We start from the raw sequence: 25483 nt of genomic DNA, 5'->3' as shown, positions 1-25483 counted from the left end.
GGGGTCGAACGCATATTCAACGGGCGTGAGAGGCCGCATGGCTAAGGAAGAACTACTCGAGTTTCCCGGCACCGTCAGCGAACTGCTGCCGAACGCCACCTTCCGCGTGACGCTCGAGAACGACCACGAGATCATCGCCCACACGGCGGGCAAGATGCGCAAGAACCGTATTCGCGTGCTGGCCGGCGACAAGGTCCTGGTCGAGATGACCCCCTACGACCTGACCAAGGGTCGCATCACCTATCGCTTCAAGTAAGGGGCGACCGTCATTTCCGTGACGGGGGCTCGCCCTGAACTGGTGCTGGCCTCGTCCAGCCCGCGCCGCATCGAGCTGCTGGCGCAGGTCGGGATCAGGCCCGACCACATCGATCCCGCCGATATCGACGAGACGCCGCTGAAAGGCGAGACGCCGCCGCGTCTGGCGGAGCGTCTGGCGACGTCCAAGGCGCAGGTGGTGGCGACGCGCCGTCCCGACGCCGTCGTCATCGCCGCCGACACGGTCGTCGCGGTGGGCCGTCGCTTTCTGGAGAAGGCGGCCGACGAGGCGGAGGCGACCCGGTTTCTGAAACTGCTGTCCGGGCGCAATCACCGCGTCTTCACCGGGGTGGCCGTCGTGCGCGACGGCAGGCTGTCGTCCCGCGTCAATGAGACCCGCGTCAGCTTCAAGCCGCTGTCGGACCATGAGATCGCCACCTATGTCGCTACCGGCGACTGGCGCGGCAAGGCCGGGGGCTATGGTATCCAGGGTCCGGCCGGAGCCTTCGTCCAGCGAATCGTCGGCAGCCATCCGTCGGTGATGGGCCTGCCGCTCTACGAAGCCGTCCAGCTGTTGCACGGCGTCGGCTGGCGCGCATGAGCGGCGGGGTCGAGGTCTTCCTCGACGAAGCGCCTGGCGAGACGCGCGGAGCCGTCATGCGCGACGGCCAATATACTCATCTGTTGATCCAGCGCGACGAGAGCCCGGCCCAGACGCGTCTCGGCGCCCGATGCGTCGGTCGGGTCGTCGAGGTCAATCCGGGGCTGAGAGGCGGTTTCGTCGATCTCGGCGCCGGGGCTCCGGCCTTCCTGCCTTTCCCTCGCAACGACCGCCTCGTCCAGGGGCAGCGGCTGGAGGTCGCGGTGACCGCCGAGCCGCGCGCCGGCAAGGGCGCGGTCGTCCGACGCCTGGGGCCAGGGGAGGGGCCGCCGCGTCTGCTGGAAGCCGGGCCGGACGTCGCCGCCCAGCTGCGCGATCTGGCGGGCGAGGCGGAGTTGGTGGCCGGCGTCGCCGCCATCGACGCCGTGACCGAGGCGGAGGAGGAGGCCCTGGCCGCCCGTCATGTCTTTGCGTCGCACGGCCTGGACCTGGCGATCGAACGCACCCGCGCCCTGATCGCCGTCGACATCGACCATGCCCCGGCTGCTGGACGGGATCCGAAACAGGCGCGGGCGGCGGCGAATCAGCTGGGTCTGGTTCAGGCCGCGCGTCTCATTCGGCTGCGGAACTGGGCGGGACTGGTCGTCGTCGATCTGGTTGGAGACGGGCAGGACGCTGAGGCGGCCGGCAAGGCGGCGCGCGCCGCCTTCGCCGACGAAGCCCAGGCGGTCTTCGGTCCGGTCAGCCGGTTCGGCCTGCTGCAGTTCTCGCTGCCGTGGCGGCGTACGCCGATCGAAGAAGTGCTGCTCGACCCCGCCGGCCGTCGGACGGTCGAAACCCGTGCGTTTTCGCTGATGCGTCGGCTGCGGCGTCAACTGCTGTCTGATACACTGTCGCCCCGCATCGCGGCGCGTTGCGCACCTGAGGAGGCGGCCGTCCTGGGGCCCTTGGTCGCCCGACTGGGGCCGCGCGCCGTGATCCAGGCCGACGCCGCCCTGCCGCCCGGAGGCGGGCGTATAGAAGAGAGCTGACCCATGGCCCAGTGCCCGATCTGCCACAAGGCGGACGCCGATCCCAAATACCGGCCCTTCTGCTCGCGCCGCTGTTCCGAGGTCGATCTTCAACGCTGGTTCACGGGCGCCTACGCCATTCCGGCCGCCCTCGACGAAGGCGCCGAGGATGACGAAGAAAAGGACTGAAAGGGCGCTGGACAGTCGGAAACGGCTCGCCTATAGACCCGCCTCTCGCGACGCCGCGTCGGCGCCTGGATAGCTCAGCTGGTAGAGCAGCGGATTGAAAATCCGCGTGTCGGTGGTTCGAACCCGCCTCCAGGCACCATTTTCGCCTCTTGTGTTTCGGCGCCCGACAAGCTCCCCCTATCAAGTCAGGTTTCCGTCCCGACGGCCGTATTGTCTTGTCGCCCTGGCTCTGCGTGAGGGCGGATGATCCGTTAAGTCTCGCCGTGAAGGCAAAAACTGCTCCTTAATCTCTATTTCTAGCAATCTTGCGCTAATCAGCAGATATTCATCACGAAAACGTCGCGTTTCAGTCGCCGCGCGGCGGCAAAGCTGCAAATCGGACTCGAACTTCTCTCGTTAGGTGAAATCCAGCTGTTGTCCCTTGACGCTCCGGTAAGGGTTCGCCAAAGGGGTTGCGACGCTCTCCCTTAAAGGCGTCAGACGGATTCTTAGGAGGCGTGTTCTCCGGCGGTTCGAATATCGGAGGCGGTGCGGGCGACCGGACACGTCTCCATCCAAGAATTCAGCGCCTGAATGATCCCGATGGGACATCGAGCGTTGAAGGAAACATTTCAGGTTGGGGGGCGGCTCTTTGACACGGCCGCACCTTTGGTTCCACGAGTCAGACCAAGCAGGAACTGGCGAATTATGCTGAACAGCAAAAAGACGAACATCATCCTCGCCATGGCCGGCGCCGCCGTGCTGATGGCGAGCTCGCCGGTTCTGGCCCAGGCTCCGGCCGAGCCGACCCCGGCCGCCGCACCCGCGGAAGCCCCGACGGCCATGGCTCCGGCCGCCGACGCGGCAAACCCGGAAACCGTGAGCGAGACCGTAGGCGGCGCCCACGGCGGCGGCATCACCCCGATCTCCATGTTCATGGAAGCGACCATGGTCGTTAAGGTCGTCATGGCCGGCCTGCTGCTCGCCTCGATCCTTTCCTGGACCCTGCTGCTCATCAAGCTGTTCGAGTTCGGCTCGCTGAACCGCAAGACCGACACCTTCCTCGAGAACTTCCGCGGCGCCCGCACCATCGCGGACATGCGCGCCGTCGCGACGCAAGAAGAGTTCGACGGCAACCCGCTGGCCGACATGGCCGCCGCGGCCACCGAAGAAATCGAAATGTCGCGTCAGGCTGGCCTCTCGGTCACCGGCGAACACCTCGACAATGCGATGGGCCGCGCCACGGCCGCCGTCGTCGCCGTTCAATCCGGTCTGGCCAAGCGCCTGTCGGGCGGTCAACAGTTCCTCGCCTCGGTCGGTTCGATCGGTCCGTTCGTCGGTCTGTTCGGCACCGTGTACGGCATCATGAACTCGTTCATCGGCATCGCGGAATCCAACACGACCAACCTGGCCGTCGTCGCTCCCGGTATCGCTGAAGCCCTGCTGGCCACCGGTATCGGCCTGTTCGCCGCTATCCCGGCCGTCGTCTTCTATAACTACTTCAACACGCGCATCGCCGGTTACGGCACCCGCGCCGACGGCTTCGCCGCCGAGCTGCTGAACGGCATCTCGCGTCAGCTCGACAAGGGGGCGTAAGACGGATGGCCGCCAAGATTAAATCGGGCGGCGCTGGCAACCAGGTAGAGGCCAACAGCGATATCAACGTCACGCCTTTCGTTGATATCATGTTGGTCCTGCTGATCATCTTCATGGTGGCGGCTCCGCTCGCTTCCGTGTCGGTGCCGGTCGAGTTGCCAATCGCTGTCGCCAAGGCGGCCCCGAATCCGCCCAAGCCGGTCTATATTTCGATCCAGAACGACGGCGACGTCTTCGTGGGCGATTTCCCGACCAGCGTCGGTGCGCTGGGGGAAGATTTGCAAAAGCAAATCGGCTCCCGGAATCCGGCCGATGAGCGGATCTTCATTCGGGGCGACCAAAACACTCGCTACGGCGATTTCATGCAGGTCATGAACGCCCTGCAGGATAACGGCTTCTACAGCGTTGCACTGGTCGGTGAAGACCAGGCGACGAATTAGAGCGCGGAGATAGTATGACAGACGTCGAATATCATCGCAGTCGTTACGACGCACCCAAGACTAAGGGGTTCATGGGGGTTTCCTACCCCGTGCTCATGGTCTGCCTGCTGGTCGTCACCATCCTGTTCGCCTTGCTGATCTTCTTCCTGCAGCAGTCGAAGTTCAAGCTGAAGGAGTTCAACTACGTCGACGAGTCCGTCGAGGTCGAGTTGGTCGAGCCGGTTCCGCCGCCTCCGGCTCCGCCGGCGCCGCCGCGTCCTCCGGTGATCTCCAACCCGCGCATCACGCGTCAGCCCGATCTGGCCCGGTTCTACCCGGACCGCGCCCTGGAGCGTGAACAGTCGGGTCGTACCGTCCTGGAATGCCAGGTCGAGACGAACGGCTCGTTGACCAACTGCTCGGTGGTGAGTGAATCGCCTGCGGGCGCCGGCTTCGGCCAAGCGGCCCTTCGCGCGGTTCGGACCATGCGGATCGAGCCCGCCATGCGCGACGGTCAACCCGTCGTCGGGCGCGCGACCATCCCGATCAACTGGCGTCTCGGCTAGACCGCGACACCGGGTGAAAGATCAGGCCCCGGCGGGAAACCGCCGGGGCCTTTTCTTTGTCCCGAGAACTTCAGAAATCATTTGATCGCGTGCCTAAGGCCCGGTAGAGAACGCGCCTCGCGATGCGCGGGCCGCCTTAGCTCAGTTGGTTAGAGCGCCGGTTTGTGGAACCGGAGGTCCTCAGTTCAAGCCTGAGAGGCGGTACCATCCGAGAGCGCGCCGGGGCTTGAAGCCCGCCGCCTCGGTGACCATCTGCTGTCAGTCGGCGCCGTCGCCGATCCCCCACATCGACAGGAGAGCGCAGATGAAGATGCGCAAACTGGGTCCCAACGGACCCGAGGTGTCAGCCCTTGGTCTTGGCTGCATGGGCATGAGCGCCTTCTACGGCGGCGCGAACGAGGCCCAGTCCGTTTCCGTCATCCACCGCGCTCTCGACCTGGGGATCACCCTGTTCGACACGGCCGAGATGTACGGTCCCCACACCAACGAGCTGCTGGTCGGCGAGGCGCTGAAGGAGCGGCGCGACCAGGCCTTCATCGCCACCAAGTTCGGCATCAACTACAACGCCGATCGCTCCAAACTGCTGACCGACGGCAGCCCGGCCAATGTCCGAAGCGCCATCGACGGCAGTTTGCAGCGGCTGGGCGTCGATCATATCGATCTCTATTACCTGCACCGGGTCGATCCCGACACGCCGATCGAGGAGACGGTCGGGGCCATGGCCGACCTGGTCACGGCGGGCAAGGTCCGCTTCCTGGGCCTATCCGAAGCGGCGCCGGAAACGCTGCGCAAGGCCCATGCGACCCATCCGATCACCGCGCTCCAGACCGAATATTCGCTGTGGAGTCGCGAGCCGGAGGACGAACTGTTCTCGGTCGTGCGTGAACTGGGCATCGGCTTCGTGCCCTACAGCCCGCTGGGGCGAGGTTTCCTGTCGGGAGACATCACCTCGATCGACGATCTGGCCGCCGACGATTTCCGCCGTAGCAATCCGCGCTTCATGGGCGAGAATTTCCAGAAGAACCTGGATCTGGTCGAGGCGGTCAAGACCATCGCCGCCGACAAGGGCGTCACGGCCGCCCAACTGGCCCTGGCCTGGGTCCTGGCCCAGGGCGAGGATCTGGTGCCGATTCCGGGCACCCGTCGAATCGCCACCCTGGAGCAGAATGCGGCGGCGGCGGACATCGTCCTGACGCCGGAGGATCTGGCGCGGATCGATGCGGTCTTCCCCAAGGGCGCCGCGGTGGGCCATCGTTACGCGGAAGCTGCGCGCGCCGCCCTTAACCGCTAAGCACTACTGCCGTCGCCCAGCGGACATTAAAAGGCCCGGCCGGATCGCTCCGGCCGGGCCTTCGTCATTGAGCGCCGACTATTGAACGCGGGTCCAGGTCTGGGTCTTGCACAGGGGGGCGACGACGCAGCCGCGCAGGCGCAGGCTGTTGTCGTTCGTCATGGTGATGGAGCCGCTATAGGTGCGGCCGTCCGCCGGATTATAGACCGAGCCGTTGCGCCATTCGGTCGGACCGCCGGTGAAGCCGGTCAGCATCGGCAGATTGCGCAGCGGACGATTACGCAGGTCGGCGTTGCGGTTGTGCTCGTCGCGCGCATTGGCGTCGGCGCGGATATGGTTCGAGGTCACCAGGGTCCCGCACAGGGCCTCGCCGCAGCGGGCGATACGCACCTGACCCCCATTGGTCGGGGTCTGCCACAGGCCGGTCGGGTCGGCCGCCAGGGCCGGCGAGGCGAGGGCGGCCGCCAGCGTCGCGGCGGCCAGCATCATCTTGGTCTTCATGGTCGTTTCCTTTTCTCGGGCCGCTTCGACGGCGCGTTGGGAAACAGGTTGGTCCGGGTTTCGGTTCAAAACAAGGCCGAAACTGGCGCCTTATAGCCAATGAAAACTGAACCTTAGGTCAAGTTTCACGGCGTCCGACCAAGGCCGCATTGACGTTGCTTCGAACGAGGCGTCTGATATTCCGCGACTAACGCCTGGGAGGCCCTGATGGGCGAACGGCCGGGACACGATCACGGAAGCCTGATCAAACAGGCGCTCGACAATGGCGCGGGAGCCGCGCGTTCGGCGCTGGCGGCCTCGTGGCGGCGCTCCTTGTCCCTGTACGGGCTCGATCCCGAGGACGGAGGCCGCCCCACGACCCTGACCGAGCAGCAGTTGCGCGAGGCGCGCGAGGCCATGGAGCCGATGACGCGGGCGGCGCAGGGCGTGCTGGATCGGCTTTTCCTCGCCGTCGGCGACACCGGCTGCTGCGTTCTGCTGACCAATGCCGACGGGGTGCCGCTGGAACGGCGGGGCGCGCCGGCGGACGACGAGACCTTTCACCGCTGGGGGCTGTGGCCCGGCGCCGTCTGGTCAGAGGCGGTGGAGGGCACCAACGGCATCGGCACCGCCCTGGTCGAGCACCGGCCCCTGACGATCCATCGGGATCAGCATTTTCATACCCGGAACACGGCGCTGAGCTGTGTCAGCCATCCGATCCACGACCCTCAAGGGCGTCTGGCGGGACTGCTGGACGTCTCGTCCTGTCGAGCGGACGCCACCGCGGGCGTCCTGGGCTTGATCGCGGCGGCGGTCGCGGATGCGGCGCGGGCTATCGAGGCGCAGACCTTCCGTCAGGCCTTTTCCCAGGCGCGGATCGTCCTGGCCGGCGATCCGGTCGAGCGGAATACGGCGGCCCTGCTGGCGGTCGACCGGGACGATCTGGTCATAGGGGCCACCCGCGCGGCGCGCCTGGCCTTGTCGATCACCGACGAACGGATCGCGGCCCAGCTGGCGGCGTCCGAGGTCCTGGGGGCTGGCTCGGTCGAGGCCGACCTGCTGGAGGCGGAGCGGGGGGCCGTGCGTCGCGCCCTGGCGCTGAACGGCGGCAATGTTTCGGCGGCCGCACGAGCCCTGGGCGTCAGTCGCGCCACCCTGCATCGCAAGCTGCACCGCCTGGGCCTGGCCAATCATCCCCACTGACCCCGACTGTCGCAATCCTGCGACAGGTTTGCATCGCATCATGAAACGCCCATCTGGCGCTCCGCTTCGTCCGAGCCGAGCTTCCGGTCCCAACGACGTCGACAATCGACGCCCGAGGAAATCTGCAGGAGCGTATTATGACCAAACCCGAATTCGTCCGCGCGGCGACCCCTAAGTTCAAGGCCCGCTACGACAACTTCATCGGCGGACGCTGGGTCGCGCCGGTCAATGGTCGCTATTTCGAGAACACCTCTCCGGTGAACGGCCGTGTTCTGTGCGAGGTCGCCCGTTCTGACGCGGCCGACGTCGAACTGGCCCTGGACGCCGCCCACGCCGCCAAGGACGCCTGGGGCAAAACCAGCGCGGCCGAACGCGCCGTCATCCTGAACAAGATCGCCGACCGGATCGAAGCCAATCTCCAGGCCGTCGCCGAGGCCGAGACCTGGGACAACGGCAAGCCGGTGCGCGAGACCCTGGCCGCCGACATCCCCCTGGCCGTCGATCATTTCCGCTATTTCGCCGGCTGCATCCGCGCCCAGGAAGGCGGGATTTCGGAACTGGACCACGACACGGTCGCCTATCATTTCCATGAGCCGCTGGGCGTCGTCGGCCAGATCATTCCGTGGAACTTCCCCATACTGATGGCGGCGTGGAAGATCGCCCCGGCCCTGGCGGCGGGCAACTGCATCGTGATGAAGCCGGCCGAACAGACGCCGGCCTCGATCCTGGTCGTGATCGATCTGATCCAGGATCTGCTGCCCGCCGGTGTTCTGAACATCGTCTCGGGCACCGGCGCCGAGGTCGGCGAACCCCTGGCCACCAACCCCCGCATCGCCAAGATCGCCTTCACCGGCTCGACCGCCGTCGGCCAGAAGATCATGGAATATGCGACCAAGAACATCATTCCGGTGACGCTGGAGCTGGGCGGCAAGTCGCCGAACATCTTCTTCAAGGACGTGATGGATGCCGACGACGCCTTCCTCGACAAGGCGCTGGAAGGCTTCGCCATGTTCGCCCTGAACCAGGGCGAGGTCTGCACCTGCCCCAGCCGGGCCCTGATCCACGAAGACATCTACGAGGCCTTCATCGAGAAGGCGATCGCGCGGGTCGAGGCCATCGTCCAGGGCGACCCGCTGGACCCCGCCACCATGGTCGGCGCCCAGGCGTCGAACCAGCAGTTGAACAAGATCCTCAGCTATCTGAAGATCGGCGCGGACGAAGGCGCCGAGGTCCTGACTGGCGGCGACCAGGCCGTGCTGCAGGACGATCTGGCGGGCGGCTATTACGTCAAGCCGACCGTGTTCAAGGGCACGAACGACATGCGGATCTTCCAGGAGGAGATCTTCGGTCCGGTCCTGGCCGTGACCACCTTCAAGACCTTCGAAGAGGCCATGGAGATCGCCAACGACACCGAATACGGCCTGGGCGCCGGGGTCTGGTCGCGCGACATGAACACCGCCTATCGCGCCGGCCGCGCCATCCAGGCCGGGCGGATCTGGACCAACTGCTATCACCAGTATCCGGCCCACGCGGCCTTTGGCGGTTACAAGAAGTCGGGTATCGGGCGTGAAAACCATCGGATGATGCTGGATCACTATCAGCAAACCAAGAATCTTCTGGTCAGCTACAGCCCGAACAAACTCGGCTTCTTCTGATCTAGATCAAGGATGGCGGGTCCCTGATCGGCCATTCTCTGATCGTTCTCTGACGTGCTGTTCCAGAGAACGCGTAACGCGGGCGGGCCGGTGTCCTGCTTTCGGCCCGCCCGTTCCCTCTTTCGTCGAACCTAAGGGACTGGCCATGACCCAGACCATGAAGGCCGCCGTCGTGCGCGAATTCGGCAAGCCGCTGACCATAGAAGAGGTCGCGATCCCTCAGCCCGGTCCGGGCCAGATCCAGGTCAAGATCGAGGCGTCCGGCGTCTGTCACACCGACCTGCACGCGGCCGAGGGCGACTGGCCCGTCAAGCCGAACCCGCCCTTCATTCCGGGCCACGAAGGCGTCGGCTATGTCTCGGCGGTCGGCGCGGGCGTCAAGCTGGTCAAGGAGGGCGACCGCGTCGGCGTGCCCTGGCTCTATTCGTCCTGCGGCCACTGCAAACACTGCCTGGGCGGCTGGGAGACCCTGTGCCACGAACAGGAGAACACCGGCTATTCGGTCAACGGCGGCTTCGCCGAATACGCCATCGCCGATCCCAACTATGTCGGCCATCTGCCGGACAACGTCAGCTTCACCGACATCGCCCCGATCCTGTGCGCCGGGGTCACGGTCTACAAGGGGCTGAAGATGACCGACACCAAGGCGGGCGACTGGGTGGTGATCTCGGGCATCGGCGGCCTGGGCCATGTCGCGGTCCAGTACGCCAGGGCCATGGGCCTGAACGTCGCCGCCGTGGACGTGGACGACGCCAAGCTGGACCTGGCCCGCCGCCTGGGGGCGACCGTGACGGTAAACGCCAAGACGTCCAACGATCCCGCCGCCGAGATCAAGGCCCAGACCGACGGCGGCGCCCAGGGCGTGCTGGTCACGGCGGTCTCGCCCAAGGCGTTCGAACAGGCGATCAACATGACCGCGCGCGGGGCGACCGTGGCCCTGAACGGCCTGCCGCCCGGCGACTTCCCGATCTCGATCTTCGACATGGTGCTGAACGGCACGACCGTGCGCGGCTCCATCGTCGGCACCCGTCTGGACCTGCAGGAGGCGCTTCAGTTCGCCGCCGACGAGAAGGTCAAGGCGACGGTCTCGGTCGAACCGCTGGAGAACATCAACGACATCTTCCAGCGGATGCACAGGGGCCAGATCGAGGGCCGGATCGTGATGACGATCTGAGGTTCCGACGGCCGGCGTCGTCTCGGTCGAGCGCGGCGCCGGCGGGGAATTGCACTGCAAAAGAAAACCAGTGCAATCAGTGCAATCTCTAAACAATAGATTGTTTTAAAAGGACAAAAATCTGTCTGGAATTGCACTGTGCAATCAGGGTGCAATTTCAAGCCGGCTCAAGGGCGCGACGGATAGCGATGTCAAAGACCTGAGACGATCATAATCCCATTTGGGATCGTGCTGGGTTGGCGGCTTGAAACATTTTCAAGCCTCTGATCCGTATACGGTTTTTCTCCAGAATTAGGAGGGCTGAGGAGGCCCGTCCTTGCGTCAGGCGGGCGACCGCGCGGTTCGCCCCTCCTTTTGCGGCCTCACCCCCAGCAACAGGCCCAGCCATCCGATCCGGCGCGCGATCTCGTAGGCGAGGAGGCAGCCCAAGGCGGTGATCAGGATCACCAACCCGGCCTCCACGCCCAACGGCAGGTGGAGCGTGGCCAGATTATAGGCCGCCACGACCGTCACGGTCTGGTGCACTATATAGAAGGGGAAGACGCCAACCGAGAGATAGCGCAGAGCCGGGCCGCCCCGGTTCAGCCATCGTGCGCCGAAGCCCAGGATGGCGGCGATGAAGCCCGCCTGATCCAGCGCATAGACGATCCGCATCGCCTGCCTGAGCGGCTCGGCCGGATTGACGTCGCCGCGATAGACCCAGGCATAGGTCGCCCAGGCCACCCAGCTGCACAGGGCGATGATCAGGGCCGGCCAACGCAGCCGCATCAGGGTCTGACGCGCCTCTTCGGACCGGGCGATCAGATAGCCGAACAGAAAGGCGCCGAAGCTGAGGGCGTGGTTGTACCAGTCGTCGGTCAGGGCGTGGGTGATCTCGAACCGGGGCGCCAGGAACCAGCGGATCAGGATCAGATAAAGGACCGGCCACACCACCAGACCCCATCCCCGAAAGACCCGATCCCCCGCCGCCTGAAGGGCGCGCCGGGCGGCCGGAAAAGCGATCATCACCGTCAGCAACAGACTGTAGGGCAGCAGATAGGCGATGAACCACAGGTGGTTCCACGTCGGCGTTGTCAGGCAACCGTCGGCGTCGCACCAGTGGCCGGTCGAGGTGACGTACCGCACCCAGAAGTCCTTGAGCACCGGTCCATGCGCGGGGTCGGCGATCCCCAGGCCCTTGGCCGCTTCGAGGATTTCGTAATAGCTCTGGGGCGGCACGATGACGAACATGCCGAACAGCAGCGGCGGCAAGAGGCGCAGGGCGCGCGATCCGGCCAGCGCCCATCCGCTTTGCCCGCGCGCGGCGAACCCGTCCGCCAGAAACCGGGTCGCACAGCCCGAAACGAGGAACAGCAGGGTCAGCCGCCATGGGTTCGTCAGCAGCATGATCGGCTCAAGCGCCTCGACCGGACGTGGACTGTTCACATGGTAATCCCAAGGCACGTAGAACATGCCGACGTGATAGAGGATCAGCAGCATGAAGGCGCCGACGCGAATCCAGTCCAGATCGTATCGTCGGCCTGTCATCGCGGACGGCGACACGAGCGGGGGCGGAACAGACATGCGAGAACTCCATGGCGAATGATGCAGGCCCCGTCCTCGCGGAACGACGGGTCGGGCGGCAATCGTCTGGGGCCGTGCGGTCGTCTGGCGGGGACGGCGCCGGGGTCGCCGGGACGAACGGCGCGCGTGTCGTGACGAGCGGATGGGCGCGGATCACGCGACGCCTGAACGGCCGCGATCTGTGGCGGTGCGCCCTGGCGGCCCTGGCCTTTGCGCTGATCAACACGCCGGTCAATATCCTGACGGCCCAGGCGGACAATCCGGATGTGGCCGCCTGGAAGCCCATGCTCTGGGAGGTGTCGAGCACAATCACCCTGATGGCGTCGATCTGGATTCCCTGGCTGGCGGCCAGCCTGGCGCCGCCGGACGAGGCGGCAAGCGAGGGATGGCGGCCCAAGGCGCGGTTCGCCGGGATTCATCTGGCGGCGCTTCTGACCTTTTCGGCCCTGCACGTCAGCGGTTTCGTGGCGTTGAGGAAGCTGGGTTATGCCGTCATGGATGCGGGCGCCTATGAGTTCGGCGATCGGTTCGGCTATGAGCTGCGCAAGGACCTGGTGACCTATGTCCTGCTGGTCGGGGGCTTTCTGCTGACCGCCTATCTGCGGCGGCGACGCGACGAACCGGTGCGGCCGGTCAGTTTCGACATCCGCGACGGCGCCCGCATCATCCGCGCGCCCCTGGCTGACATCCTGGCCGTCAGTTCGGCGGGGAACTATGTCGAGTTCGTGCTGGCGGATGGGCGGCGTCCGCTGATGCGTGCGACCCTGGCGGCGGTGGAGGCCGAACTGTCGCGGTTCGGCTTCGTGCGGGTTCATCGCTCGTGGCTGGTCAATTCAGAGCGTGTCACCGGCCTGCAACCCGACGGCTCCAGCGACTGGACCGTGGAACTGGGGGCGGTCAATGCGCCCCTGTCCCGCCGCTATCCCGCCGCCCTGGCGACGCTGCGCGGCTAGCCGATCAAGGCCAGCCACTCGCCTTCGGTCAGGACCTGGACGCCGTGTTTCTCGGCCTCCTTCAGTTTGGAGCCCGCGCCGGGGCCGGCGACGAGGTAGTCGGTCTTCTTGGAGACGGAGCCCGAGACCTTGGCGCCCAGGCTTTCGGCGCGGGCCTTGGCTTCGTCGCGGGTGAAGCGTTCGAGGGCGCCGGTGAAGACGACGGTCTTGCCCGCGACGGGGGTGTCGGACTTGGGCCGTTCGGCGTCGAGAATTTCGGTCAGTTCCGCCTCGAGCGCGGCGACGACTTCCAGATTGTGCGGCTCGTGGAAGAAGTGGGCCAGGGCCAGGGCGGCGACGGGGCCGACGCCGGTGACGCCGGCGATCTGGTTCAGCATTTCCGACGGACCTTCCTCGCGCGCCACACGGGCCAGCTCGACCAGGCCGGACCAGTCCTGAACCATCGTCGCCAGAGACCGGCGAGCGGGGGCGGCCATGCCGGGGAAGGCCTGGCTGATCTTTATGTCCATCGTCGCCTCGGGCCAGGGATCGGCGGCGGGGGGCGCAGCCTCGGCCATCAGGGTCAGGACACGGGGCGATATGGCGTGGGCGGCGGCGAGAGCGGTCCAGGCGTCGGACGGCACGCCCGAGGCGGCCTGGAGACAGGCGGCCTTCAGCGCGGGCCAGGTTTCGAAGGCGCGGGCCAGGACGATGGAGGTCTGTTCGCCGATGTCGCGGATCCCCAGGCCGAACAGGAACCGGTCCAGGGAGATGACGCGGCGGGCGTCGATGCCGGCGACCAGGTTGCGGATACTGGTCTCGCCATATCCGTCTTCGCGTTCCAGTTCGGACAGGCGCGCCTCGTCGCGGGCCAGGCGGAAGATATCCGCCGGCTCCTTGATCCAGCCGCGCGCGTGGAAGGCGACCAGCTGTTTCTCGCCCAGGCCCTCGATGTCGAAGGCGCGGCGGCCGACGAAATGCTTCAGCCGTTCGACGATCTGGGCGTCGCAGATCAGGCCGCCGGTGCAGCGGCGCTTGACCTCGTCGCCCTCGCGCACGGCCTCGGACCCGCAGACGGGGCATTTGTCGGGGAAGACGAAGGGGACGGCGTCGGCGGGACGCAGTTCGGGGACCACGCCCAGGATCTGGGGAATGACGTCGCCGGCGCGTTGCAGCGTGACTGTGTCGCCGATCCGCACGTCCAGCCGCGCGATCTCGTCTTCATTATGCAGGGTGGCGTTGCGGACCACGACGCCGCCGACCGTGACCGGGTGCAGGCGTGCGACCGGGGTCAGGGAGCCGGTGCGGCCGACCTGGATGTCGATGTCTTCCAGGATGGTCGTCGCCTGTTGGGCGGGGAATTTATGGGCGACGGCCCAGCGGGGGCTTCTGGCGACGAAGCCGAGGCGGCGTTGCCAGTCGATGCGGTCGACCTTGTAGACCACGCCGTCGATGTCATAGCCCAGGGTCGCCCGGTCGCGTTCCAGTTCGCGATAGACGGCGATCAGGCCTTCGGCGCCCTCGACCCGGCGCGAGCGGTCGTTGACGGGGAAACCCCAGGCCTTCAGCTTTTGCAGGGCCTCCCACTGGGTCTCGGCGAAGTCGCTGGAATGTTCGCCCCAGGCGTAGGCGAAGAAGTGCAGGGGCCGTTTGGCCGTGATCCGCGCATCCTTCTGACGCAGGGAGCCGGCGGCGAAGTTTCGGGGATTGGCGTAGGTGCGGCGGCCCTCGGCCTCGGCGGCGGCGTTGAAGGCGGCGAAGGCGTCGTTGGGGGCGTAGACCTCGCCCCGCACCTCGATCCGGTCGGGCCAGTCGGCGCCGGCCAGGGTCTGTTTCACATCGGTGATCGTCTTCAGATTGGCGGTGACGTCCTCGCCGGTGCGGCCATCGCCGCGGGTGGCGCCGACGGTCAGTTCGCCGTTCACATAGAGGAGATTGGCGGACAGGCCGTCGATCTTGGGTTCGGCGACGAAGGCGATGGGCTCGTCGGCGGGCAGCTTGAGGAACTTGGCGATCCGGGCTGTGAAGTCGCGCACCTCGCCCTCGTCGAAGGCGTTGTCCAGCGACAGCATGGGCACGCCGTGGCGAACCTCGGCGAACTGGCTGGAGGCGACGGCGCCGACCTTGTTCGACGGCGAGTCCGGGCGGACCAGGTCGGGGAAGGCGGTCTCGATCTCCAGGTTCCGGGCGCGCAGGGCGTCGTAATCGGCGTCTGAAATCTCCGGCGCCGCCTCGGCGTAGAGGGCGTCGTGGCGGGCCATTTCGGTCGCCAGCCAGGCCAGGGCCTGGGCCGCGGTTTCGGGCGTCAGGTCTTCGACGGCGGGGAGGGGGGGAATCGCGCTGGACATGTCGCCCCCTCATTACCACTGGTCCGGGCGAGGGCGGAGAGGGGTCGCATCGACGGGCTGACGGCGGTCGAACCACAGGCTAGTCTGGCCGCCGCTTCCGGAGTCGCCTATGCCGCACCTCGCCGTCCGATCCCTTATGCTTCATGGCGCTGTCGTCGCCGTGTCCCTCGTCCTGGCAGGCTGCGTCCAGCCGATGCCGTCGCCTCCGCCGGCAGCCGTTCCGTCCGCCGCCTATGATCAGTTGCTGGACGACGTCCGGATCCTCTCGGCCGACGACATGGAGGGACGTAGCACCGGAAGTCCGGGCGGGGAGCGGGCGCGGGCCTATATCGTCGGTCGGCTCGAGGCCCTGGGCGTGGCGCCTGCGCCGTTCGGCCGGCTGCAGCCGTTCGAGGCGACCGGGCGGTCGCCGGAGGGGCCGACGACCTTCCGCGGCGCCAACATCCTGGGTCTGATCCCCGGAACGCGCGTGGCGGACCGTTATATAGTGGTCAGCGCCCATTATGATCACGTCGGAACGCGCGACGGTCAGATCTACAACGGCGCCGACGACAACGCCTCGGGCGTGGCGACCATGCTGGAACTGGCCCGGCGGCTGAAGGCCCAGGCGCCGGAGCACAGCGTGCTGCTGGTCGCTTTCGACGGCGAGGAGCGCGGCCTGCTGGGCGCGCGCGAATTCGTCAAGGCGCCGCCCATGCCCCTGTCGGCCATCACCCTGAACCTGAATTTCGACATGACGGCGCGGGCCGAGACCGACGGCCGTCTGTGGGTCACGGGGACCTATCAGCATCCGCAGTTCCGGCCGATCCTGGAGCCCGTACCCGCCGTCGGCCCGGTCAGCTTCGCCTTCGGCAAGGATACGCCCCAGGACATGGGCCCGGACAACTGGGTCTCGGCCTCGGATCACGGCGCCTTTCACGAGGCCGGCGTGCCCTTCCTCTATATGGGCGTCGACTATCATCCGGATTATCACCGCCCCAGCGACGACTTCGACCGGATCAAGCCGGAGGTCTTCATATCCGCGACGGAACTGGCCATCGCCGGCTTCCACGCCCTGGACCGGACGCTGGATCGCTGATGCGCCGGTTTCTGATCCCGGCCCTGATCTGTCTGGCCGCCCTGGCCGCGTGTGAACGACGCGAGGCATCGAAGGGGCCGGCTCCGTCCCAGACGCAGCCTGCCGCCGAGGCCCGCTTCCGTCATCGGCTGAGCGGCGACGTTTCCGGGGACTATCGACCGGTCGCCGAAACCTCCGGGGCCTGGCGGGTCGAAAGCCTGTTTATCGGTCAGGCCGAGGCGTTCGACGCCTGGGAGGCTGGACGCCGCGACGCCGCACCGTTGATCCTCGTCGTGTCGGGACCGGAGGGCCGGATTCAGCTGACGCCGCGCGCCTATGACCTGACCGACGACAGCCTGCATCTGGTCGCCGGGCCGGCCACGGGGAGTTCCGAGAGCGAGGACGCGACGCTGGACGCCCGCATCGACCAGGGCGCCCTGGCCACCGCTCGCCGCAATCTCGGGGATCGGACGCCGGTGATCACCGGCGCCGTGACCGTGAGGGGCGAGCGTATCCCCTTCAGCCTGGGCTGGTGGAACGGCGACTGATCAGCCCAGGGCCCGTGCGGCCAGCCACGCCGCCCCCGCCACGATCACCCACAGGACCGCCCCCAGTCCGACGCTCGCCAGCACCGACCGACGGCCGGACCATCGGGGTTCGGCCGGTGTCTTCTCGATCAGCCGCAGGGCGGGATGGCGGCGCGTTTTGCGGTCATTAGAGGTCACTATGCAACCTATGATAGGTGAAGCTCCTGGTCAACCGCGTTCAAAACCGCATTCACACCGGCCTGCGCCTTTGGGTTGATTATTTTACAACCTTAACAGATAGTCCGCCTTGTCGGGGGGCGAGACATGACGACTGTGGCGGCTGTGCTGCATCGCACGGGCAGTGACGGGCAGGCTCAGGCGGCGTCGATCACGGGCGGGCTTATTCGGTTTATGGACGTGGTCGTCGCGCTCGGCGGCCTGATCTTCTTCTTTCCAACCCTTCTCATGATCGCCGTGGCGGTGAAGCTTCAGGACGGTGGGCCGTCTCTGTTTCGCCATGAAAGGGTCGGGAGGGGCGGGCGACCGTTCGCCTGTCTGAAATTCAGATCCATGACCGTCGACGCCCAGGCCCGATTGCCGGAACTGATCGATCAAGAGTGGATCGAGCGGCGCAAGCTGCGTCAGGATCCGCGCGTGACCCGTCTCGGACGTTTCCTTCGCCTCTCCAGTCTCGATGAACTGCCGCAGCTCATAAATGTCCTGAAGGGCGACATGTCGCTGGTCGGGCCGCGCCCGATCGTCGAGGACGAGATCGCGCTCTACGGCCGTCATTTCGCCGCATATCGCGCCGTTCGGCCGGGGCTGACCGGGCTCTGGCAGGTGTCGGGACGGAACGACATCCCCTATCCGCGCCGCGTCGCCATGGACGTCTGGCTGGTGCGAAACCTGACCGTCCGGACCTATCTGGTTCTGCTGGCGCGGACAGTTCCAGCCGTCCTGACACGGGAAGGCGTCCACTAGGGCGGATGTCGAGATAGTCAGATGACAGACGAAACGTTGCGCAACGGAAACGTTAGCTACGTAAAAGCTCCGCCTAACCTTCATGTCCAGGCGCATGCACCGTCACACGGCTTCCCTAATGAATGCAGCCGGGCAGGAGGGACGATCACGTCTTAGCGGCCGGGCATGGGCTCGGGCGTCCCCTGTCGTAGCTCTTTGACCAGACATGGTGGACTGATGATGACCGGCCTTCAGATCAAGACCCTTCTCGTGACGGCGGCCAGCGCCCTCGCGCTCGCCGCCTGCGGCTCCGCCGAGGTGGCTTCTCCCGGCGAGGGCGATTTCGGCGGCACCACGCCGACGACGCCGACCACGCCCACCACGCCCACGCCCGGCACCCCCGCCACGGATTGCCCGACGGGTCTGTCGAACGTAGGCACCATCGCCAACAACACCCTGCGCGTCTGCCAGCTGCCGCAACAGGTTCTGGGCAACCTGACCCTGGCCGTTCGCGCCGGCACCATCTACTCGATCAGCGGCCGTACCGAAGTCGGCACCGACCGCGGCATCGATCCGGCCTCGACGACCGGGACGCAGGGCATCCTGACCGTCGAGCCGGGCGTCAAGATCTTCGCCTCGAGCGGCGGCGACTATCTGCTGGTTAACCGTGGCTCGCAAATCTACGCCGAAGGCACGGCGACCAACCCGATCATCTTCACCAGCCGTCAGGACGTCGAAGGCACGACCACGCTGAACTCGCAAGGTCAGTGGGGCGGGATCGTCCTCGCGGGCCGCGCGCCCCAGGCCAACTGCCAGCTGACCGCCCCGGTCACCTGCACCGGCCAGGTCGAAGGCACCAACGCCTTCTTCGGCGGCAATACGGCGACCGACAACTCCGGCCGCATCCGCTATGTCCAGATCAAATACTCAGGCTTTGAAATCTCGACCGGCAACGAGCTTCAGGCCCTGACCCTGGCCGGCGTCGGCTCGGGCACGACCCTGGAATATATCCAGTCGTACAACAGCTCGGACGACGGCATCGAAATCTTCGGCGGCAACGCCAACCTGAAGTACATCGTCATCAACGGCGCCGACGACGACGGCCTGGACACCGACACCGGCTGGCGCGGCGGCGCCCAGTTCGGCATCGTGACCCAGCGCGCTCCGAACGCCACCAGCCGTTCGGCCGGCTTCGAGTTCTCGTCCGCTCCGGCCGGGACCCCCTATGCCACGCGCTACCTGTCGCAGCCGAAGATCGCCAACTGGACCCTGGTCGGCCGTAACTCGCCGACCGACGCCCACACGGTCATGCACTTCGACACCGGCACCAACCCGAACCTGATCAACATCGTCGCCACCGCGACAGCGGGTTCGCTCGCCGGCTGCTTCGACATCGCCGACGCCGACACGCAGACGAGCTTCGACAGCGGTTCGACGCCGTCGCTGCGTTCGATCTTCATGTCCTGCGCGATCTCCTACCGTCCTGCCAACGTCGCTCGCTCGACGGCGGTGTTCACCAATGCCCGCAACACCAATGTCACGGCGGCGGGAACCTCGACCCTGACCGCTCCGGCCACGGGCACGACGATCACCAACCAGAACCTGGCCTTCATCAACGGCGCGAACGAAAACGCCGTGACCCCGGTCAACGCGAACTCGGTCTATTCGTTCTTCACCAACACCACCTACATCGGCGCCGTCCAGAATGCGTCCGACACCTGGTGGCAGGGCTGGACCTGCGGCCTGACCGCCGGCTCCACCTGCTGACGATGACTGCGCCGGCGGCGACCATGAGGTCGCCGCCGGTTCTTCGCGTTTCCTGACCCCTTCAAGGCGCAGACCATGAATAGACTTACTCTGACCCTGAGCGGGGTCCTTCTCGCCAGCAGCGCGCTGATTGCGCCGAACCTGGCGTTCGCCCAGACCGCGCCGACGGCGCAAACCCCGGCCGAACAGGTCGAGGAACAGCCTGCGGACGTCGGCGAAATCGTCGTCTTGGGCCGCTATATTCCCGAACCCAACCGCGAGAGCTCCGAGGTCGCGGCCTTCCTGACCTCCGAGGATCTGGAGCGCACCGGCGACAGCAACGCCGCCGCCGCCCTGACCCGCGTCACCGGCCTGTCGATCGTCGAAGGACGGTTCATCTATGTTCGCGGCTTGGGCGAGCGCTATTCCTCGGCCCTTCTGAACGGCTCGCCCCTGCCCAGCCCCGAGCCGCTGCAGCGCGTCGTTCCCCTGGACCTCTTCCCCTCCAGCATCCTGGAAGGCGTGACGGTTCAGAAGACCTATTCGGCCGATTTCCCCGGCGAATTCGGCGGCGGCGTGATCGATCTGCACACGATCGACGCTCCGAACCAGCCCTTCTTCAACATGAAGCTTTCGCTGGGCGGCAACACCGAGTCGACCGGCAAGGAAAGCCTGATCTATTACGGATCGCGCACCGACTTCACCGGTTTCGACGACGACACGCGCGAAGTTCCGGGCGCAGTCCGCATCGCCTTTGACCAAGGCAAGCAGATCAACAGCGCCAACTTCACTGCGGACCAACTCCAGACCATGGGTCAGTCTCTGGTCAATGCGCCGTTGCGCCTGCTGCAGAGTGAAAAGACCCCGATCGACGGTGGTCTGGAACTGGCCGGCGGCTTCTCGCAGGACACGGGGTTCGGCACCCTGGGCCTGGTCGCGGTCGCGGGCTATGACAACAGCTGGCGCGCCCGTCGCGGCGTCCAGGAAGAAGGTCAGTTCCAGGGCGACGTCCTGGTGCCCGTCTCCACCTACGACGTGGAATCGAACCAGAACGACATCCGCCTGAACTTCCTCGGCGGTCTGTCGCTGTCGAACGCCGACCATGAGGTCAAGTGGACCAACTTCTACGTCCGCAACACCACCAAGCGGGCCCGGACGGTCGCGGGGCCTGACTTCGACGCCGGCGGCAGCGTGATCCGCAACGACTACACCGAATGGTACGTGCGCCAACTGTTCAGCAGCCAGCTGGCCGGCGAACATCAGTTCATGGACGGTGCGCTCGAAATCGACTGGCGAGCCGCCTATGCCAAGACCTCGCGTGACGCGCCGTATGAATCGCGCTTCCAGTATGGCGTGGATGCGGACGGCGAATATATCCACAACGTCCAGGGCAATCTGATCTCGTTCAGCGAACTGGACGACGACATCGTCTCCGGCGGCCTGGACGTGGCCTACACCCTGCCGCTCTCGTCGGCCCGGGAAGCCATCATCAGCGCCGGCGTGGCTTCGTTCGACAACAACCGCGATGCTTCGCGCCACGACCTGCAGTTCGAGGCCGTCAACGGCCTGACGGACAGCCAGCGTCATTCGCGCATCGACTATCTGTTCTCGGATTACAACATCAATCCGACGACGCTTCAGTTGCGCGAGATCGCCGGCACCAACGGCGCCAACGCCTATGACGCCGAGCTTCAGGTCAACGCCGCATACGCCATGGTCGATGCGGAAATCATCCCGCTGGTTCGCACCACGGTCGGCGTTCGTTTCGAAGACGGTCAACAGAGCGTCACGCCGCGCGACCTGTTCGGCGGCGCCGCACCTTACGAGGCGACCGAGATCGACGAACAGTACTGGCTGCCGTCGTTCACGGCGACCTGGAACTTCGCCGAGGATCAGCAACTGCGGTTCGGCGCATCCAAGACAATCGGTCGTCCCCAGTTCCGTGAACTGGCCCCTCAGGCCTATACGGATCCGGAAAGCGACCGCATCTTCATCGGCAACCCCTATCTGGTCGACACCGAACTGCTGAACCTCGACGCGCGGTACGAATGGTACTTCGCTCGCCAGCAGTTCATCACCGCCGGCGTCTTCTACAAGGACCTGGACAAGCCGGTGGAAGCCGTCATCGTCGATGTCGGCAACCAGCGTCAGCAATCCTTCCTGAACGCGCCCAAGGCCACCATCATGGGCGCCGAGGTCGAGGTGAAGAAGTATTTCGAGTTCCCCGACCAGAGCATGTCCTTCATCTCCAACAAGCGTTGGCTGGTGCAGGCCAACTACACCTACTCGGACTCCGAGGTCGAAGTCGGCGATGACGACACCGTCCTGACGCTGGGCGGCGCCGGTACGCCGGAACAGGCGTCCTTCTTCATCCAGGACGGCAGCCGTCTGCAAGGCCAGTCCGAGCATGTCGCCAACCTGCAACTGGGCTGGGAAGACGACACGGCCCGGTCGCAAGCGACGATCATCGTCAACTATGTGAGCGACCGCATCACGGCGCGCGGGGCCGGCAACGGCTCCAGCCGCGAACCCGATTTCATCCAGGAACCGGGTGTCTTCCTCGACTTCGTCTATCGGAAGGACTTCACCGTCATGAACCGCGACATGGGCATGGCCCTGGAACTGCGGAACCTGCTCGGCACCGACTTCGACGAGTATCAGGAACTGGGCAACAAGATCCGCGTCAACAACTATGACCTGGGTCAGAGCGCCTCGATCAGCCTGACCGCCCGCTTCTGATTTCAGAAACAGGCGACGACTTCGCGACCGGGCGGCCCTTGGCCTCCCGGTCGTTTTCGTTCTAGATAAATGATCCGCATAGCGCGCAAGTGTCACAACATGTTCTTCATGTCTTCACACATCCGTGCGGCCCGCATACGGACGGTTCGTCTAGATCGCGCAATGGCCGTCGGGGCCGGGACGGGCATGGCGTCGTGATCGCTGCATTCCGCAATTTCAGCCTGCCGGCTTCGGCCCAGGCGATACGACGCCTCCCTCTGCGCCGGATCCTCGAAGGGGTCCTGGTTCTGTTGCTGCTGGTGCAGGCGGGTCGGCTGGTCTGGCTGTTCGCCGGGCCTCGGCCCCAGACTGAGGCGGTCGCCGTCGCGACGCCGACAGGCCCTGTGGACCTGAGCATTCTATCGCGTTTCGACGCCTTCTTCCGTACGGGCGCGCCCGGCGCCCTGGCCGGAGCCTCCGGCGCGGAAGCCAGTCAGATGCGTTTGTTCGGCGTCCGCGCGGGCGGCGTGGGCGGCGGGTCCGCCATCATAGGCCTGCCGGACGGACGCCAGATCTCGGTCGGCGTCGGCGAGGAGGTCGAGCCCGGCCTGATCCTGCAGAGCGTCGGACCCGACTTCGTCACCCTGGCCCGAGACCAGTCGCTGAGCCGTCTGGAGTTCGCGGACGCGCCGGCCGGCGCCGCAGCGCCCCCGCCGCCGCCTTCGACGCCCCAGGTCGTCACCCCGTCGCCGACCACCGCCACGGGCCAGGGCGCCGTAGTCGATCCGCAAAGACTGATGGCCCAGGCCTCGCTGCGTCCGCGCCTCCAGGGCCTGGGCGTCAACGGTTTCACCGTCTCCTCGGCGGGCAATGCGTCGGAGCTGCGCAGCGCCGGTCTGCAGGCCGGCGACGTCATTCTGTCGGTCAACGGCGTGGCGCTGAACAGCCCGCAAGCGATCGGCGCCCTGCGCGGCCAGCTGGCCAGCGCCCCGTCCGCCGAAATCCAGTATGAACGCGCGGGCGAGACGCGCACCACCACGATAAGGACGCGCCCATGACCGCCTCTCCGCGCCACCGCCTGCTGCGTTCCGGCGTCGGGGCCCTCGCCGCCGTCCTGGCCCTGCAGGGGCCGTTGTCCGCCGCACCGGTTCTGGCCCAGGAAGCCCGCCAGACCCTGAACGTCCAGGGCGCCGATATTCGCGCCTTCATCCAGGACGTGGCCCGGACCACCGGCCGCACCTTCATCGTCGATCCGGCCGTGACCGGCACGGTGACGGTGACCAGCGACCGGCCGCTGGGCCGCGCCCAGCTGTTCGAGGTCTTCCTGTCGACCCTGCGCGCCAATGGCCTGGTGGTGACGCCGACCCAGTCGGGCGCCTATCGCATCAGCCCGGCCCAGGGCGCCGCCCAGGGCCCATCGACCGTCGGCGTCGAACGGTTCTCGACCGAAGTCTTCCAGCTGCGCAACATCGAGGCCGCCTCGGCCGCCGAGACCATCCGCCCCCTGGTCGGCGCCCAGGGCCAGGTTCTGGCCAATCCCGGCGCCAACAGCGTGGTCGTCGCGGATTTCGCCGACAATCTGGCCCGTATTCGCGCCTTGATCGCCCGTATCGACGTCGATCGCTCGAGCTACGAGGTCGTGGCCCTGGAAAACGCCTCGGCGCGCGAGATCGCCGGTGTGCTGCAACAGGTCATGGCGACGCCGGGCGGCGGCGGGCAGGGGATGGTCACCGTCACGCCGGTCGAGAGCTCCAACTCCATCGTCCTGCGCGGCGACGGCCAGGCCCTGGCCCGCGTGCGGGGGCTGATCCACGATCTGGACGGCCGTTCGCGGGCGAACCAGGACGTCAATGTCGTCTTCCTGGAACACGCCAACGCCGAACAGCTGCTGCCGGTGCTGCAACAGGTGGTGGGCCAGCCGGTCACGACCTCGACGAACGCGAGCCAATCCTTGCGGACCGCCCAGACCGGTTCGACGGCCGGTGCGTCCAGCGGCCTGTCGCGCACCGCCTCGAGCCTGGGCGGCGGAGACACGGACGGCGGCGCCATAGGGTCGTCCACCGTCACCGCCACCGGACAGCGCGCCACCATCGCCCGCTTCCCCGGCGCCAACGCCCTGGTCATCGCCGGCCCGGCCGACATGCAGCGGACCCTGGCCGATGTCATCCGTCGGCTGGACGTGCGCCGCCAGCAGGTGTTGATCGAGGCCATCGTCGTCGAACTGAGCGACAACGCCGTGCGCGAACTGGGGGTCCAGTGGCTTTACGGCGGCGAGAACGGCGTGGGCCTGACCAATTATACCAACAGTGCGACGCCTCTGGTGAATATCGCCGGCGGCGCCTATGCGGGGCAGCTGGACGAGGACGACCCGCTGCGCGAACAGTTGCAGAACCTGGCCTTGAACAGCCTGGTGGGCGCCAACGGCTTTGTCGGCGGCGGCGGGTTCGAGGTCGGCGACGGCCTGTTCGGCTTCATCATCAATGCGGCCAAGACCGACGCGGGGTCCAACCTGCTCCAGACGCCGTCGATCATGACGCTGGACAACGAAGAGGCCACCTTCCTGGTCGGACAGGAGGTGCCGATCACCACGGGCCAGACCCTACTGGACGGCAATTCCAACCCGTTCACCACGACAGACCGCAAGGACATCGGCGTGCGGCTGACGGTCAAGCCCCAGATCAACGCCGGGGGCTCCATCACCCTGACGCTGCGCCAGGAGGTTTCGGCCATCAACGGCGGGCTGACCAGCAGCGCCACGGACCTGGTGCTGGACAAGCGGGAGCTGCAGACGACCCTGGTGGTCGACGACGGCGACATCGCGGTCGCCGGGGGGTTGCTGGACCAGAACGACATCATCCAGACGGACAAGATCCCCGGCCTGGGCGACATCCCCGGCGTCGGCGCCCTGTTCCGCTCGAACAGCCGCCAGCGCGGCCGCACCAATCTGATGGTCTTCCTGCGTCCCACCATCATCCGCACCCGCGAAGAGGCCCAGGGCCTGGCCGCCGACCGCTGGGGCTATATGCGCGACCAGCAGCAGGCGGTGCAGCCGGATCGCGAACCCAGTCTGGACGCCCTGGTGCGCGACTACATGCGGACCCAGGCGCCGGCCGCCCCGGCGACGGGCCAACCCCTGGTGATCGCGCCGACCGGCGTCACGGCGCCCGTGGCCCCGGTCGAGACCGCGCCCCTGCCGCCGACCGGAAACTGATCC

Annotated in this window: 23 protein-coding genes and 2 tRNA genes; 21 read left to right on the top strand and 4 right to left on the bottom strand. The window is 66.5% G+C overall.

The window, feature by feature from the left end:
• Nucleotides 1–37 precede the first annotated feature (37 nt).
• The 10 genes from infA to H2037_RS05765 all read left to right on the top strand — a co-directional run bounded on the left by infA (nucleotide 38) and on the right by H2037_RS05765 (nucleotide 5906).
• Complete coding sequence (gene infA, locus H2037_RS05810; protein ID WP_008261544.1) at nucleotides 38–256, top strand: translation initiation factor IF-1; 219 nt, start codon at nucleotides 38–40, stop codon at nucleotides 254–256.
• Nucleotides 257–274: 18 nt separating this feature from the next.
• Nucleotides 275–856 carry a Maf family protein gene (locus tag H2037_RS05805; protein WP_292118929.1) on the top strand — a complete coding sequence of 194 codons (582 nt, stop codon included), beginning with the start codon at nucleotides 275–277 and terminating at the stop codon, nucleotides 854–856.
• Nucleotides 853–1887 (top strand): ribonuclease E/G, encoded by a 1035-nt coding sequence (locus H2037_RS05800; RefSeq protein ID WP_292118925.1) that lies wholly within the window; start codon nucleotides 853–855, stop codon nucleotides 1885–1887. The genes H2037_RS05805 and H2037_RS05800 overlap by 4 nt, the downstream gene beginning before the upstream one ends.
• A 3-nt stretch (nucleotides 1888–1890) precedes the next feature.
• Nucleotides 1891–2055, top strand: coding sequence for a DNA gyrase inhibitor YacG (yacG, locus tag H2037_RS05795; RefSeq protein ID WP_292118923.1), 165 nt, complete (start codon nucleotides 1891–1893; stop codon nucleotides 2053–2055).
• A gap of 63 nt (nucleotides 2056–2118) precedes the next feature.
• Nucleotides 2119–2194 (top strand) — tRNA-Phe (locus tag H2037_RS05790).
• Between the two features lie 548 nt (nucleotides 2195–2742).
• On the top strand, nucleotides 2743–3630 hold the full coding sequence (locus tag H2037_RS05785; RefSeq protein WP_292118920.1) for a MotA/TolQ/ExbB proton channel family protein: 888 nt from the start codon (nucleotides 2743–2745) through the stop codon (nucleotides 3628–3630).
• Nucleotides 3631–3635: 5 nt separating this feature from the next.
• A complete protein-coding gene (locus H2037_RS05780; protein ID WP_292118916.1) occupies nucleotides 3636–4070 on the top strand; it encodes a biopolymer transporter ExbD in 435 nt (144 codons plus the stop codon).
• A 14-nt stretch (nucleotides 4071–4084) separates the two neighbouring features.
• Complete coding sequence (locus tag H2037_RS05775; RefSeq protein WP_292118914.1) at nucleotides 4085–4615, top strand: energy transducer TonB; 531 nt, start codon at nucleotides 4085–4087, stop codon at nucleotides 4613–4615.
• A gap of 130 nt (nucleotides 4616–4745) precedes the next feature.
• Nucleotides 4746–4822, top strand: a tRNA-His gene (locus H2037_RS05770).
• 97 nt (nucleotides 4823–4919) lie between these two features.
• On the top strand, nucleotides 4920–5906 hold the full coding sequence (locus H2037_RS05765) for an aldo/keto reductase (protein WP_292118912.1): 987 nt from the start codon (nucleotides 4920–4922) through the stop codon (nucleotides 5904–5906).
• A 78-nt stretch (nucleotides 5907–5984) separates the two neighbouring features.
• Here H2037_RS05765 and H2037_RS05760 read toward each other — a convergent pair whose 3' ends face one another.
• Entirely contained in the window at nucleotides 5985–6407 is a 423-nt protein-coding gene (locus H2037_RS05760; RefSeq protein WP_292118910.1) for a DUF2147 domain-containing protein, read from the bottom strand.
• Nucleotides 6408–6614: 207 nt separating this feature from the next.
• Between H2037_RS05760 and H2037_RS05755 the strand changes: the two genes are divergently transcribed.
• The 3 genes from H2037_RS05755 (at nucleotide 6615) to adhP (ending at nucleotide 10418) form a co-directional block, all read left to right on the top strand.
• Nucleotides 6615–7589, top strand: coding sequence for a GAF domain-containing protein (locus H2037_RS05755; RefSeq protein ID WP_292118907.1), 975 nt, complete (start codon nucleotides 6615–6617; stop codon nucleotides 7587–7589).
• A gap of 137 nt (nucleotides 7590–7726) precedes the next feature.
• On the top strand, nucleotides 7727–9244 hold the full coding sequence (locus H2037_RS05750; protein ID WP_292118905.1) for an aldehyde dehydrogenase family protein: 1518 nt from the start codon (nucleotides 7727–7729) through the stop codon (nucleotides 9242–9244).
• 145 nt (nucleotides 9245–9389) lie between these two features.
• Nucleotides 9390–10418, top strand: a complete 1029-nt coding sequence (adhP, locus tag H2037_RS05745; RefSeq protein ID WP_292118902.1) for an alcohol dehydrogenase AdhP — start codon at nucleotides 9390–9392, stop codon at nucleotides 10416–10418.
• A gap of 321 nt (nucleotides 10419–10739) precedes the next feature.
• Here the strand turns inward: adhP and H2037_RS05740 are convergent, their stop codons facing one another.
• A complete protein-coding gene (locus H2037_RS05740) occupies nucleotides 10740–11981 on the bottom strand; it encodes an acyltransferase family protein (RefSeq protein ID WP_292118900.1) in 1242 nt (413 codons plus the stop codon).
• An 11-nt stretch (nucleotides 11982–11992) separates the two neighbouring features.
• Between H2037_RS05740 and H2037_RS05735 the strand changes: the two genes are divergently transcribed.
• Complete coding sequence (locus tag H2037_RS05735) at nucleotides 11993–12934, top strand: LytTR family DNA-binding domain-containing protein (RefSeq protein WP_292118897.1); 942 nt, start codon at nucleotides 11993–11995, stop codon at nucleotides 12932–12934.
• Here the strand turns inward: H2037_RS05735 and ligA are convergent.
• Nucleotides 12931–15261 carry an NAD-dependent DNA ligase LigA gene (gene ligA, locus H2037_RS05730; protein WP_292118892.1) on the bottom strand — a complete coding sequence of 777 codons (2331 nt, stop codon included), beginning with the start codon at nucleotides 15259–15261 and terminating at the stop codon, nucleotides 12931–12933. The genes H2037_RS05735 and ligA overlap by 4 nt on opposite strands.
• A gap of 109 nt (nucleotides 15262–15370) precedes the next feature.
• Here ligA and H2037_RS05725 point away from each other — a divergent pair, with 109 nt between their 5' ends.
• Together H2037_RS05725 and H2037_RS05720 are read left to right on the top strand one after the other, a co-directional pair.
• Complete coding sequence (locus tag H2037_RS05725) at nucleotides 15371–16339, top strand: M20/M25/M40 family metallo-hydrolase (protein WP_292118890.1); 969 nt, start codon at nucleotides 15371–15373, stop codon at nucleotides 16337–16339.
• Nucleotides 16339–16866: a hypothetical protein gene (locus H2037_RS05720; protein WP_292118887.1), complete on the top strand. Its 528-nt coding sequence runs from the start codon at nucleotides 16339–16341 to the stop codon at nucleotides 16864–16866. Before H2037_RS05725 ends, H2037_RS05720 begins: the two co-directional genes overlap by 1 nt.
• On the opposite strand, the gene H2037_RS05715 is transcribed toward H2037_RS05720, so the two are convergent.
• On the bottom strand, nucleotides 16867–17043 hold the full coding sequence (locus tag H2037_RS05715; protein WP_292118885.1) for a hypothetical protein: 177 nt from the start codon (nucleotides 17041–17043) through the stop codon (nucleotides 16867–16869). It lies immediately after the preceding gene.
• A 126-nt stretch (nucleotides 17044–17169) separates the two neighbouring features.
• On the opposite strand from H2037_RS05715, the gene H2037_RS05710 reads away from it, so the two are divergent.
• From H2037_RS05710 to gspD, 5 genes are all read left to right on the top strand, one after another.
• Nucleotides 17170–17826 carry a sugar transferase gene (locus H2037_RS05710; RefSeq protein ID WP_292118881.1) on the top strand — a complete coding sequence of 219 codons (657 nt, stop codon included), beginning with the start codon at nucleotides 17170–17172 and terminating at the stop codon, nucleotides 17824–17826.
• 216 nt (nucleotides 17827–18042) lie between these two features.
• Nucleotides 18043–19572: a hypothetical protein gene (locus H2037_RS05705; protein ID WP_292118879.1), complete on the top strand. Its 1530-nt coding sequence runs from the start codon at nucleotides 18043–18045 to the stop codon at nucleotides 19570–19572.
• Between the two features lie 75 nt (nucleotides 19573–19647).
• Nucleotides 19648–22290: a TonB-dependent receptor gene (locus H2037_RS05700; protein ID WP_292118877.1), complete on the top strand. Its 2643-nt coding sequence runs from the start codon at nucleotides 19648–19650 to the stop codon at nucleotides 22288–22290.
• 194 nt (nucleotides 22291–22484) lie between these two features.
• Nucleotides 22485–23327, top strand: coding sequence for a type II secretion system protein N (locus H2037_RS05695; protein ID WP_292118874.1), 843 nt, complete (start codon nucleotides 22485–22487; stop codon nucleotides 23325–23327).
• On the top strand, nucleotides 23324–25480 hold the full coding sequence (gene gspD, locus H2037_RS05690; protein ID WP_292118870.1) for a type II secretion system secretin GspD: 2157 nt from the start codon (nucleotides 23324–23326) through the stop codon (nucleotides 25478–25480). The genes H2037_RS05695 and gspD overlap by 4 nt, the downstream gene beginning before the upstream one ends.
• Nucleotides 25481–25483 lie beyond the last annotated feature (3 nt).

The sequence above is a fragment of the Brevundimonas sp. genome (assembly GCF_013912065.1).
In the GTDB taxonomy this organism is placed as follows: domain Bacteria; phylum Pseudomonadota; class Alphaproteobacteria; order Caulobacterales; family Caulobacteraceae; genus Brevundimonas.
This window is presented reverse-complemented; position numbering and strand designations above follow the sequence as displayed.